Below are 12,561 nucleotides of genomic sequence, written 5' to 3'. Positions count from 1 at the left end.
AAATGAATAAAGCAGTTTCGGTTTATTTTATAAGCGCACTAGCCGCCGGCGGACTAACGATAAATGCTGCCAACGCATCGGCAGAATTAGCTTCTACAGAATCAGCTACTAGTAACAGCATAGACACCACAGGTACGGCGCACCAAAAAAGTAGCAATGACTCAGTGAGTTCATCGTTGCAGGCGCAATTGAGCAACATGAAACAGTTCCGTGCAGGCTTCGACCAAACAGTGGTAGACGCCCAGCAAAATGTGGTGCACGAGGCCCAAGGTAAGCTAATCATGACCCGTCCCAATAAGCTTCGCTGGGAAACTACGTTTCCTGATGAAACTTTGCTGGTAGCTGACGGTGAAGCGGTGTGGAATGTAGATACTTTCGTAGAGCAGGTGACGGTGCTTTCTCAAGATAATGCGATTAAGGATAATCCTATCGTTTTGCTTACATCGACAGATGAAGCAACCTGGTCGAAGTTTTCTATTAGCCAAATGAATAGTGGTGTATCTGCTGGTAATTCGGGTAATGACGTCAATAGTGATAATGCCTTGCGAAGTTATCAAATCACGCCAAAAGAAGAAGGCGGTCAAATCCTAACGCTAACTTTAACCTTCAATCAAGATAACGAGCTCGCTTCACTTAATATGCTTGATGCACAACAGCAAATCAGCACGTTAGTGTTCAATAATATTGAGACTCGCTTTCCAGTACCCGCCGATACATTCTCAGTTGATATTCCCGATAGCTTCATAGTTGATGACCAACGTTAATCAAGAGTTTGCGCCGCTGGCGGCGCGAATGCGCCCGGTTTCCATAGACGAGTACAGCGGCCAAGACCATTTACTTGGTGAAGGCAAGCCACTTCGTAAAATGTTAGAGGCAGGTCACTGTCATTCTATGATTTTGTGGGGGCCGCCGGGTACCGGAAAAACTACTCTTGCGGAGCTTATCGCTCGGTACACTAATGCGTCTGTATTGCGTATTTCAGCCGTTACATCCGGGGTGAAAGACATTAGGGCAGCTATGGATACGGCAGAAGAAAACGCCCGCTACAATCAGCGAACGTTGCTATTTGTAGATGAAGTTCACAGGTTTAATAAGAGCCAGCAAGATGCGTTTTTGCCATTTGTTGAATCGGGTGTGGTCACCTTTATTGGTGCAACGACAGAAAACCCCTCATTTGAATTAAATAAAGCGCTATTGTCCCGAGTCCGTGTTTACGTGCTAAAAACACTTGAACAACACGCGTTATCTGAATTAATCGATAGAGCGCTGAGTGATAACGAAAAAGGCCTCGGCGACAGAGCCCTTGGTATCGAAGAAACAGCAAGAAACGCCCTTATAGACTTGAGCGGTGGCGATGCCCGCCGTCTTCTTACGTATTTGGAGCTAGCCGCAGACTTCACAAGCGCAAGCGACATTACCGTCAGCGATGTTGAACATGCGGTGGGCGAGAAAGTAGCCAGCTATGATAATAAAGGCGATACTTTTTACGACCTCATTTCAGCCTTTCATAAATCTGTAAGGGGTTCAGATCCTGACGCTGCACTTTACTGGTATGCAAGAATTTTGGATGGCGGCGGTGATGCGTTATATGTGGGAAGACGTCTTCTAGCTATTGCGTCGGAAGATATTGGCAACGCCGACCCTAGAGCTATGCAGCTATGTATCAATGCCTGGGATACTTTTCATCGTGTAGGGCCTGCAGAGGGCGAGCGTGCCATTGCACAAGCCGCCGTTTACTGTGCCTTAGCTGCAAAAAGTAATGCGGTTTACATGGCGTTTAATGAAGCAAAATCTTTAGCGCGAAAGACCTCGGATGCACCGGTACCCATGCATTTACGCAATGCGCCTACGTCGCTCATGAAAGAATTGGGTCACGGCGATGGTTATCGTTACGCGCACAACGAGCCAAATGCCTTCGCAGCGGGTGAAGCTTACTTTCCTGAGAGCCTAACCGGTACTCGCTTGTACAACCCCAATGAGCGTGGTTTAGAAAAAGCCTTAAAAGCAAAGCGTGAATTTCTCGATTCACTTAATGCGAGAAGTAACAATAAAAGGTAAAGTTACAGACAAGTAACTCAACTAGTTCAGATTATATGAATTAGTTAATAAAAAAATGCGCTAGGGAGTTTTCGTGCCTCAAGGGTTAGCTTTGTATTGTTTTATTGCCGCTGGCGGTGCGACCGGCGCTTGTTTGCGCTATTTTGTTACCACAAGTGTTGATTCCTTATTTGGAAAACACATGCCGTTTGGTACACTAACGGTGAATGTGGTCGGGTCGTTTGCACTCGCATTACTGTACGGTTTTATCGAACGTCATGATTTAAGCGACTCTCCTTACCGAGCGCTTATCGGTGTAGGGCTATTAGGTGCCTTTACTACATTCTCAACATTTTCCGTTGAAACCTTAACTTTATTAGAAAACGGGTTGTGGCTTAAAGCCGCAGCAAATGTATTTCTTAACGTTGGCGCTTGCCTAATAGCAGGTTGGCTAGCCATTCAATTGATGAAAGGATAATTAGAAACACATGTTAGATCCAAAGTGTTTGCGAAGCGATATAGAACAAACAGCTAAGCGATTAGCTGCCCGTGGTTTTAACCTCGACGTAGCAGCTTTCAGTTCGCTTGAAGAAAAAAGAAAAACACTTCAGTCCAGAACACAGGATCTGCAAAACGAGCGTAACGTGCGAAGTAAGTCCATTGGTAAAGCAAAAGCGCAGGGTGAAGACATCGCACCGCTTTTAGCTGAAGTGGGTAAACTGGGTGACGAGCTTGATGCCGCTAAAGCGGAGCTTAGCGAACTGCTAGATGAAATTAATACCTTTACCCAAGGCATTCCTAATTTACCACATGAGTCGGTGCCGGAAGGTGAAAACGAAAACCACAACGTTGAGATTTCTCGTTGGGGCGAGCCGCGTACGTTTGATTTTGAAGTTAAAGATCACGTAGATGTTGCTGAAGGCTTAAACAACGGCTTAGATTTCGCCACCGCAAGTAAGCTTACGGGAAGCCGCTTTGTAGTGATGCGCGGTGATATCGCTCGTTTAAACCGTGCTATTGCTCAATTTATGCTAGATACCCATACCCAAGAGCATGGCTATCAAGAAATGTACGTGCCTTATTTGGTTAATGCTGACAGCTTATATGGCACGGGGCAGTTGCCCAAATTTGGTGAAGATCTTTTCCACACAAAACCAGCAACAGAAGAAGGGCAGGGGCTTAGCCTAATTCCAACGGCAGAAGTTCCGCTAACTAATATCGCACGCGATGAAATATTAGATGCGAAAACGCTGCCTGTAAAAATGACAGCACATACGCCTTGCTTCCGCTCAGAAGCTGGTTCGTACGGTCGAGATACCCGTGGCCTTATTCGTCAGCATCAGTTCGATAAGGTAGAACTTGTACAGTTAGTTAAGCCGGAAGAGAGCTTTGACGCGCTAGAAGCACTTACAGGACACGCCGAAGTTATTCTTCAAAAGCTAGAATTGCCGTACCGCAAAGTGTTGCTATGTACGGGTGATATGGGCTTTGGTGCATGTAAAACCTACGATCTTGAAGTATGGCTACCTGCGCAAAATACCTATCGTGAAATTTCTTCATGTTCAAACATGTTGGACTTCCAAGCACGACGCATGCAGGCTAGGTTCCGTAACCCAGAAACGAATAAAACAGAACTTCTGCACACATTGAATGGTTCTGGTTTAGCGGTAGGGCGTACGCTTGTTGCCATTTTAGAGAATAACCAGCAAGCAGACGGAAGCGTTACGATTCCAAAAGCGCTAGTGCCTTACATGGCAGGGCAAGAAGTTATTAAAGCTTAGTAAGTAGACCGTTTGGCGGTGGCGAAGTTTTTCTAGTAGCAATAATATAAAATCCGATATGAGCATTCGTATCGGATTTTTTGTTTGGACTTAATGGATAAGGTGTATGTGCGGATTTATACAACGTATTACAGACTCACCTGACGTTATAGCACTGCTTGAAGAAGTTGGTCTCTCGCAAACCATTCCGCTTTTTGCCAATGAATCTTCCACAAGCAGCGTTATTAACTTCTATCCTGCATTTGGTAAAGCGCCCGAAAAGCAAATTACCAATTTAATTGTATCGGGTGATAGCACCATAGATGCAACATGGTGGTTTGACGCCAAGCCCGTTGGTGACACACTGCAAATTGGTGATAGAACCACGTTTAACGCCCGTAATTTAGAGAGCCCTTATTGGGGAAAGTTTATCCGTGAGCGGCGAGCAGTGGTTGTAGCAACTGCCGTAGGGGAGTCTAACCCGGTTGAAAAAGGAAAAGCACATTATCTAATGAAGCCCACAAGCGGCGCCTTACTTATTGGCGCAGTATATCGGCGCTTTAGTAACGGTTTATTTTCCTGTGCGGTAGTAACACGCCCACCCGTAAAGGGATTTAGTCTGTATCATGAAAAATCCATTCCTTGCTTTCTTCCCCACGACAGTCATGCTATCAATGCGTGGCTTGCGGCTGATTCACAGGGCGCACTTAATGCTGAGGTAGAGTTTATTCTAAATAATCCGCGTATTTATAGCGATCTTGAAATTACGCGAGTAAAGACGTTCAAAGGCGCTGAGGTCATTGGTGAGGTTAATGTATTAAAGGCTGAATAAAACTTCTGGCCTAAACCCAAACACTTATAAAAAAGGCGGTGTTAACGACAGCCGCCTGTGTTTTTTCATCGTTTGATTAGGGCGCTATTTGAGGTATGAAAGCAAGGTTTCCTCGTCCGCGCCTAAAACATTCTTTTTTACTTCTTTGTCGACGACTTCTGAGCATTGAGATGACATTCCGTTTCTTAATTTTCCAAGAAACCCTGGACCGCTAATAATATCTATAGAGCCTAATGAACCGCGTTTACGCTCGCTATCCAGCCAGTGTGCAATGTCGCTGGCAAATCGTTCATCTTCGAGTTCAGCGGCATCTTTTCGATTCATACTGTCTACCCCTGGGACCTGTGAAGCGGGGGCGGACTGTCTGCCGGGCCTGTCTGTATAAATATCTTGGTCGCTGGCATCACTGAATTCATTGTGCCACTTTTTTACTTCAACAAGTGCACTTCCGTGATTGGTATAGGTGTAAGCTGTGGCGTTGTCGTGGTTGGCCACAATTACGTAGTGTTTTTGAACTGTCATACAGCCTCCTATGTCCATTTATGTAAAACATTCACGTTCATGGTGTTTGGTAAAGGCAAGTATGAAAATTATGCCTGAAACCCGAGATAAAACGCTAATGTAAGAGGGGAGTTGCAATATCAACACCAAAGCGAAAATAGTTAACAATAGGGTGGCTCTTCTGATAGCTACCTTAAGTCGGGTTTCAACCCGTAAAGCAAGTCAAAAAGTGCTATTAGCAGAAGGCTAGCCGGAGGACGCTAGCACTTTAATTATAATGTGTAATAGCCTTTACAAGCATTTCGCAGGTTTAGGTAATCCTGCCAGTTTGGTGGCTTGCTTAGCCGGGCCTTTTTTAAAAAGTCGCTGCAGGTAGCGGCTATTACCTTTTTCTGGCCCAAACTTATTGGCCATAGCTTTCACCAAAGCACGAATCGCTGGGCTGGTTTCGTACTCTTCATAGAATGCGCGTACAAACCGCACAACTTCCCAATGGGCCTCTGTGAGCTCAATATTCTCTTCTTGCGCCAGCAACTCAACCATGTCTTCTTCCCAAAGCGTGTAGTCGAGCAAATAGCCAGCTTTGTCTGTAGGGATATCTCGGCCCTTATAATTAAAGCTATAAGTTTCTTGTGTCATGAAAGGGGTATCCAGTGCTGATTTTTTGCTGATATTGCAGCAAGTTCTTTGTAGGAAATTGGATTAAAATGTTCGGGAAGATTTGCGCCCCTGGTATCCGCATCTGTACTCAAGAACGACAGGTTTAGCGTTGATTTGTCTTTTACCGTGCCTTTTGTCGTACTCTCTACCGTGCTTTTTACCGTATTGGCCAGCTGCTCAAGAAACGCGGTGTTTAATGCAGGGGCATAAACGCCATCACCAACAAATACAACATAAGTAGAAGTCGATTGCTCATAGGTGGCTTCAATAAGCTGTTTGTATTCAGTGCTCAAATTTGGCGTTGAAATAGTAATAAGCATTAGAATGTCACCACATGATCTACGCTTTGGATAAGCGCGACTTTCTCTTCTGGGAATATCCACTCACAGTCTAACTCATCAACTAAACTGTTATTTGAAAGAACCTGCTCAATGTCGTAGGTATCTGCACTTGCTTTACACACAAAGCATTCTTCGATATCGAAAAACGGCATGCTAGCTAAACGTTTGGTGTGATTTTTTAGTCCTTTGGTAGACGCTGCCTTAACAAGCTGCAGTACACCTTGGCTTTCAAAAAGCACTTTAACATCGTGCCCATAGTTTGTTGCAGCAAGCGCAAAATCTAAACCGTCTTGGCTTTTAGCATTGGAAAAAGGGCTTTGCGTAAACCTAATAAGTAGTTGCGCCATTAGAATTGTACCAACCTGTTGCAATCATGGAGCGCAGTGAAGAATTCGCCTAAGCCAGCTTGCTCGAAAGGTGCGGTTAAGTTGGCCTGAGACAACCCATTCTCTTTCGCCTCTAACTCACTAACAATACCTCGCTTAACGGCGGCGGTAATGCATACGAGTAATTTCACGTTGTGTTCAGTCGCTAGAGTCTTCCAGCTATCAAGTACGAACAGCTCGTCACCCGTCTTTAGCATTAAGTTATTAGTGTGGTGTACACCTTCGCTATAAAAGAAAACGTTGTTTATTACATCACCATTATCGATTACACCTTGTGCAAAGGAGAGGGCGCGTAACGCTGTATCGCCTTGAAACGGTGATGATGTGATAAGTACTGAATATTCTGCCATACAAATAAAAACACCCCGGTTAAGGGGTGTTTCTCTTTAAACCTTTAACGCTGTTTTAATCGTCGCCACCAAACGCACCTAGAAGGTGAAGGATAGACGTGAACAAGTTGTATATGTTCAAGTATAGCGAAACTGTTGCACGAATGTAGTTTGTTTCACCACCGTGGATGATACGACTTGTATCAAACAAGATAAAACCTGACATAATAAACACAATCGCTGCACTGATTGCTAAGCTAACCGCTGGAACTGCGAAAAAGATGTTCGCAATTGCCGCAACAAGCACTACAACTAGGCCTACAACCAAGAAGCCGCCCATGAATGAGAAGTCTTTCTTAGTGGTTAACGCGTAGCCAGATAGCGCGAAGAATACAAGGGCTGTTGCACCCAGCGCTTCCATGATCAAGCCTGGACCCGCAACGCCTAAATAGAAATTAAGCGTGTAACCTAGTGATGCACCCATTAAACCTGTGAATGCAAACACCCAGTAGATACCAGATGCTGAATCAGCTTTTTTCTGAACTACAAATAACGTAATAAAAGCGCCGATAGTCATAACAAGAGACATCATAGGAGAAATGCCTACTGCCATTGCTATACCAGCACAAACCGCACTAAACGCCAGTGTCATCGCAAGCAGCATATAGGTGTTGCGTAGAACCTTGTTCGTCTGCAATACCGATGGTTGAGATGCACTTGAATACATCGAACGTTGATCCATTGTTTCCTCCAACAGGACTTATTATATGACCAAAATGGTACACAATTATTTAGTGTATGTTGTATGGGTTTTAGTTCCCATTTTCAAGTAGTTTCAGATGAAAATGGTGTCAGGTGAATATAAAAACATCTCTTATACGTGATAAATAGTCTATTTGATTGAAATCTCGGCACTTAGACAACTTTTTTAATTTTTCGCTTTACAGTCATAAAAATATCATTAAGATACGCAGCACTTCAGGAGAGTTGGCAGAGCCCGGTTTAATGCACCTGACTTGAAATCAGACGTGGGGTCAAACCCACCGGGGGTTCGAATCCCTCACTCTCCGCCAAATACAAGAAACCCGCACATCGTTGCGGGTTTTTTTATTCCTGCTTGAATTTATACTTTAGTATAAGACCACAGTCGCATTGTTACATCCTATTCACATGTTTAGGCTTGCGTTTTCTTCGCGCAATCTAAAGGTGTTATGTGTCACAGGAAAGTTCTTCTTATCAAAATCTTCACAAACCGAGCAGTAATTTTAAATCAAGAGACGATTATTTAAATCACGAACTTCAAATTCTCACTCCAAAACGTTGGCGGTTGAATCTGCCCGGTAAAGACTACCGCGTTGAGTGGGAAGATTTTGTGCCAGGAATGGCGGCGACCATAGGAAAAATCGTTATGGTTGCCGCCGTAGTAGGTGCATTCGCAGCACCGCTAGGGCTATCTCCTGAATTTGTTATTGAAAACGTGCGCTTTGAATTACTCATTGCAGCAGTCTTGTTCGTTGTTCTGATTTCCGGTTTTCTGAACCCGTCAGCTAATTTAGCAGGTACACACGGCCCCTTACTGCCCTTGGTACCCCTTATTGTTGCATCTGGTGGCCACCCAATGGCGCTCGGTCTGCTCATTGGACTCTTTGGTTTTATTTTAGGAATAACGAAGGGCGGCAGTGTGCTTGCTAGGCTAACCAGTAACGGTGTATGCGGTGGATTGCTGTTGTACTTAGGGTTTATTGGCATTACAGGCCAGGTGAAGAAACTCTTTGCGTGGGCAGAAAGCTTCGATATGGCTTACTTAGCCTTCGTAGTGATCATTGCCACAATATTAATGTATGCATGGCTAGAGCATATTCAAAAGCGTTGGCTGGCCATTCCACTTGGCGCAGTAATGGCGGCCGTCATTGCGTTTTCCTTCGGTGCGCCATTTGAGTTCACAACGTCGCCGGGTATGCCTAACTTGAACCCTGCTTATTGGTGGGGGGAAAACACAGGTTGGAAATTAGGACTGCCAGACTGGTCGCATTTCATCGCTGTGCTGCCTTTTGCTGTGCTGGCTGTGTCTATGTGGTCGCCAGATTTCTTAGGCCATCAAGTCTTCCAAAAGCTTAGCTACCCGAAGAAAAGTGAACGAGCGCACATGAATATAGATGACACCATGATTGCTGCATCTAGCCGTCAGGCAGTGGGAAGCCTCCTGGGAGGGGGGAACATCTCATCTTCGTGGGGGACCTACATTATTCCGGCTTCAATCGCGCGCAGACCCATACCCGGTGGTGCATTGGTTACTGGCTTTTTATGCGTTGTAGCGGCACTTTGGGGTTACCCCATGGATTTAGCAATTTGGCCGCCAGTGCTTTGCGTAGCGCTTATAGTTGGGGTCTTTCTGCCGCTAATGGAAGCCGGTATGCAAATGACGCGTGAAGGTAAAACGACCCAGTCTGCCGCATTGGTAGTGATCTCATCTGTATTAGTTAACCCGGTATTTGGATGGTCTTTTACCATGCTTTTGGATAATTTGGGGCTCGTTGGGTGCAAAGATAGAGCTGGAGAGCTCGGCAAAGCAGGGCGTTGGCTAATTCCAGGCGTTACGTTTTTGGTGTTATGTACCGTTATGGCTCTAATTGGTATGTTCCCGGGTGTGCCCGCGATTATGGAAACCTTCAGAATGTGATGAGGGCTTTAGGGTAAGGTTACTCCTTTAAAGTTCAAGTTACTGAAATCAGATATGCTATTACGCGAACGGCGTAGGAGGTGTTTCTCCACGCCGTTTTTATTTAATTTATTAAGCTGATATCTCTCATCCACTGAAGTTATGTTTCTACTATATAAATTAAGAGTTACGCGTACCGTGATTTACTTGTCCCAGTAGGGCGTACTTTCAAAATAGCTTGATAAAAAGTCAATGAAAACCCTTAGCTTATTAGAAATGAGCTTACGATGAGGATAGACCGCATACAAAGAGATAGCTTGCGGTACGAAATCGTCCAGTATGGACACGAGTTCCCCGTTTTTGAGCGCTTCACCGGCAATGAAGGTAGGTTGAAGTACATAACCTTCACCCTGCTTTGCTACATTGGTTAGGACTTCTCCATTATTGGCGGTTAGCTTTGGCGTCACAGTCTGGGCAATTGCTTTAAGCGCCGCAATTAGCGCTGATTTATCGTTATCGTAGTTGACGTAGGAGTACTCAAGATAGTGTTCAGGTTTTAATTCAGCTGGATGTTGCGGTGTGCCATATTTTTCCAGGTAGGCTGGTGAAGCGCACAGTGCCAGCTTTATGGTTGTGATCTTCTTGGCTACCAGAGAAGAGTTAGCAAGGTGACCTGCACGTATTGCTACATCAAACCCTTCGTCTATCACATCAATCTTTCTGTCGCTTAGCTGCAAGTTTATCGATACGTGAGGGTGTGCTTGTTGAAACGCACTGAGTGCACTCGCTAAATGTAATGTTGAGAAAGAGACAGGGGCATTTACGTGCAGTACTCCCTTCGCTTCCGTGTTGAGCAACCCAAGCTGACTTTCCATATCGGTTACGCTTTCAAGAATATGATTTGCATGTTGCAAACACTGCTGACCAGCCTCGGTTAGGTGAATTTTTCTTGTAGTTCGATTGAATAAACGCGTATCAAGTTGCTTTTCTAATTCGGCAACATACTTGCTTACGAGTTGGTTTGACGTGTCTAGCTTTTCTGCAGCTTTTGTAAAACTGCCTTCATTCGCAACAACGCAGAAGGTTTTCAGTAGCGATAATTTATCCATCGTTCAGCCATCCGTTTCAATAAACAACAAATTGTTGGTAATCATTCAATATTTAACCGCTTTATTCAATAGGTGTTGGTAACTATTCTATATGCATCAGGTAAGCGCTGTGCCAACTCAATGAAGTCAGGCGGAGCGTTCATCACTTTTTAGATATGACACTTTCAATTACGAGAGACTTTGAGGATTCAACAATGAACAAGCAATTTCTGAAAAACATTTTTACTTCTAACAGCAGTATTTCTAGTTTGGTTTTACGTGTGCCTGTGGGCATTATTCTTACCGCACACGGCGCACAAAAGCTTTTTGCGTGGTTTGGTGGTTATGGATTAGAAGGCACAGGTCAGTGGATGGAAAGCATTGGTTTAGCGCCAGGCTTTTTAATGGCATTCCTGGCCGGCAGCGCTGAGTTTTTTGGCGGGCTAGCACTTATTATAGGTTTTCTAACACGTCCAGCCGCTTTAGTAAGTGCATTCACAATGGTGATTGCGATTTTTAGTGTACATGCAGCAAACGGTTTATTTATGACTAACAACGGTTACGAGTTTGCACTGGCGCTACTTGCTGCGACAGGTGCGCTAGCTATTCAAGGTGGCGGTAAATTTTCAATCGATTCTCTTATTAGTCACAAGCTTGATAAATAGCGGTTGTGAGATCTCGATGACTAACGAAACCGGCCCAAATGCGCCGGTTTCAATGGCTATGAAGCCCTTATATCAATCCGCATAGATAATTGCCCACTCAGAAGACGCTGGTAAGTTTAAAGCGAAGCGTGGGAATGCAGGAATGGTATTCTCTACATCTAACAAGGTATGGTTTTATGCAACAGCGAACGCAAACTCACCCGTCTGTGCGAATTAACACCGCTTATATTTCTCATGGTGGAGGGCCGCTTCCACTTCTTGAAATGCAGTCAGTAGGAGAGGTGAAAGAGCCTGCTTTTCACACGGAAATGATTGAAGCGCTCAAAGCATTATCAACAGATTTACCCAAACCTGATGCAGTCATAGTGATTAGTGCCCATTGGGAAGATACTGAAGTCTGTATAACTACTCACCCAGAACCTTCCTTGATTTATGACTATTATGGCTTCCCTAAAGAGGCGTATTCCCTTAAATATCCGGCCAAAGGAGAAGTAGCACTTGCAACTTCATTACTAAAGCGTTTAGCAGAACAAGGCATTGCTGTACGGGAGGATAGGGCACGTGGTTTCGATCATGGAATGTTCATTCCCCTAAGTATTATGTATACCAGTGCCGATGTGCCTTGTATTCAACTATCCATCACGTCTGATTTGGATTCAAAAAAGCATGTGCTATTGGGGGAAGCAATTAGGAAAGCTGTTGAACTCGGGGTAGAGCCTGTAAATATTGAAGCAAAGAACGAAGTGAATATTTTAGTATTGGGCTCGGGGTCTTCTTTTCACAATATGCAGGGCTTTTTTGATAGCTCCGATGATGCAATGCGAAAAGCAACGCGCTTTAATAACTGGCTTCAGACAACTATGCAGACCAGTGCCTACAGCGAGAATGAACGCAAAGCTCGTCTTGTTGAATGGTACAGCGCGCCGGATGCGCGATACGCCCATCCTAGAGAAGAGCACCTTCTTCCACTCCATGTTTGTTATGGCGTTAATAATAGAGCAGCTGATAAAGCTCTGTCTTTAACGCTTCTAACCAAACCTGCAAGCATGTTTATGTGGTGTGATTGACCAGTGCTTCACATTGCAGCGTCAGTGCAACACCTGATTGGATACCGGCTGCGTTAAACGAGAGCAATTAAATTTTGAACACTTTGATTATCAATTGGTCGTTTGAGTAAAAATGTTAAAATTAGTGCTTTACAGTCCCACATAAATCATTAAGATACGCAGCACTTCAGGAGAGTTGGCAGAGCCCGGTTTAATGCACCTGACTTGAAATCAGACGTGGGGTCAAACCCACCGGG

General features: G+C 44.6%; 15 protein-coding genes and 1 tRNA gene. 9 read left to right on the top strand and 7 right to left on the bottom strand.

What is annotated here, in order from left to right:
• The first annotated feature begins 2 nt into the window (after positions 1-2).
• From lolA to ACXAGV_RS18500, 5 genes are all read left to right on the top strand, one after another.
• Positions 3-764: an outer membrane lipoprotein periplasmic chaperone LolA gene (gene lolA, locus ACXAGV_RS18520; protein ID WP_474874496.1), complete on the top strand. Its 762-nt coding sequence runs from the start codon at positions 3-5 to the stop codon at positions 762-764.
• Positions 751-2,058 carry a replication-associated recombination protein A gene (locus ACXAGV_RS18515; protein WP_474874495.1) on the top strand — a complete coding sequence of 436 codons (1,308 nt, stop codon included), beginning with the start codon at positions 751-753 and terminating at the stop codon, positions 2,056-2,058. The genes lolA and ACXAGV_RS18515 overlap by 14 nt, the downstream gene beginning before the upstream one ends.
• Positions 2,059-2,131: 73 nt before the next feature.
• Positions 2,132-2,515, top strand: a complete 384-nt coding sequence (gene crcB / locus ACXAGV_RS18510; RefSeq protein WP_014949631.1) for a fluoride efflux transporter CrcB — start codon at positions 2,132-2,134, stop codon at positions 2,513-2,515.
• A 10-nt stretch (positions 2,516-2,525) separates the two neighbouring features.
• Positions 2,526-3,818: a serine--tRNA ligase gene (gene serS, locus ACXAGV_RS18505; RefSeq protein ID WP_474874494.1), complete on the top strand. Its 1,293-nt coding sequence runs from the start codon at positions 2,526-2,528 to the stop codon at positions 3,816-3,818.
• A gap of 106 nt (positions 3,819-3,924) precedes the next feature.
• Positions 3,925-4,629, top strand: coding sequence for an SOS response-associated peptidase family protein (locus ACXAGV_RS18500; protein ID WP_474874493.1), 705 nt, complete (start codon positions 3,925-3,927; stop codon positions 4,627-4,629).
• Positions 4,630-4,713: 84 nt separating this feature from the next.
• Here the strand turns inward: ACXAGV_RS18500 and ACXAGV_RS18495 are convergent, their stop codons facing one another.
• The 6 genes from ACXAGV_RS18495 to ACXAGV_RS18470 form a co-directional block, all read right to left on the bottom strand.
• Complete coding sequence (locus ACXAGV_RS18495) at positions 4,714-5,151, bottom strand: baeRF12 domain-containing protein (protein WP_474874492.1); 438 nt, start codon at positions 5,149-5,151, stop codon at positions 4,714-4,716.
• A 270-nt stretch (positions 5,152-5,421) separates the two neighbouring features.
• Positions 5,422-5,769: a TusE/DsrC/DsvC family sulfur relay protein gene (locus tag ACXAGV_RS18490; RefSeq protein WP_474874491.1), complete on the bottom strand. Its 348-nt coding sequence runs from the start codon at positions 5,767-5,769 to the stop codon at positions 5,422-5,424.
• Positions 5,766-6,110, bottom strand: coding sequence for a hypothetical protein (locus ACXAGV_RS18485; protein WP_474874490.1), 345 nt, complete (start codon positions 6,108-6,110; stop codon positions 5,766-5,768). The genes ACXAGV_RS18490 and ACXAGV_RS18485 overlap by 4 nt, the downstream gene beginning before the upstream one ends.
• On the bottom strand, positions 6,110-6,478 hold the full coding sequence (locus ACXAGV_RS18480; RefSeq protein WP_474874489.1) for a DsrE family protein: 369 nt from the start codon (positions 6,476-6,478) through the stop codon (positions 6,110-6,112). The genes ACXAGV_RS18485 and ACXAGV_RS18480 overlap by 1 nt, the downstream gene beginning before the upstream one ends.
• Entirely contained in the window at positions 6,478-6,867 is a 390-nt protein-coding gene (tusD, locus tag ACXAGV_RS18475; RefSeq protein ID WP_014976653.1) for a sulfurtransferase complex subunit TusD, read from the bottom strand. The genes ACXAGV_RS18480 and tusD overlap by 1 nt, the downstream gene beginning before the upstream one ends.
• Positions 6,868-6,922: 55 nt before the next feature.
• Positions 6,923-7,588 carry a Bax inhibitor-1/YccA family protein gene (locus ACXAGV_RS18470; protein WP_014949619.1) on the bottom strand — a complete coding sequence of 222 codons (666 nt, stop codon included), beginning with the start codon at positions 7,586-7,588 and terminating at the stop codon, positions 6,923-6,925.
• A gap of 239 nt (positions 7,589-7,827) precedes the next feature.
• Here ACXAGV_RS18470 and ACXAGV_RS18465 point away from each other — a divergent pair.
• Positions 7,828-7,919: transfer RNA gene (locus ACXAGV_RS18465), tRNA-Ser, on the top strand.
• 140 nt (positions 7,920-8,059) lie between these two features.
• A complete protein-coding gene (locus ACXAGV_RS18460) occupies positions 8,060-9,526 on the top strand; it encodes a DUF3360 family protein (RefSeq protein WP_474874488.1) in 1,467 nt (488 codons plus the stop codon).
• Positions 9,527-9,708: 182 nt separating this feature from the next.
• On the opposite strand, the gene ACXAGV_RS18455 is transcribed toward ACXAGV_RS18460, so the two are convergent.
• Complete coding sequence (locus ACXAGV_RS18455) at positions 9,709-10,614, bottom strand: LysR family transcriptional regulator (protein ID WP_474874487.1); 906 nt, start codon at positions 10,612-10,614, stop codon at positions 9,709-9,711.
• Between the two features lie 194 nt (positions 10,615-10,808).
• On the opposite strand from ACXAGV_RS18455, the gene ACXAGV_RS18450 reads away from it, so the two are divergent.
• Positions 10,809-11,258 (top strand): DoxX family protein, encoded by a 450-nt coding sequence (locus tag ACXAGV_RS18450; protein ID WP_474874486.1) that lies wholly within the window; start codon positions 10,809-10,811, stop codon positions 11,256-11,258.
• A 176-nt stretch (positions 11,259-11,434) separates the two neighbouring features.
• Positions 11,435-12,325, top strand: coding sequence for a DODA-type extradiol aromatic ring-opening family dioxygenase (locus ACXAGV_RS18445; RefSeq protein WP_474874485.1), 891 nt, complete (start codon positions 11,435-11,437; stop codon positions 12,323-12,325).
• Positions 12,326-12,561 lie beyond the last annotated feature (236 nt).

This window comes from Alteromonas sp. ABH4_453 (genome assembly GCF_056160665.1).
The sequence above is the reverse complement of the archived record's forward strand: the minus strand, read 5'-3'. Positions and strand labels throughout refer to the sequence as shown.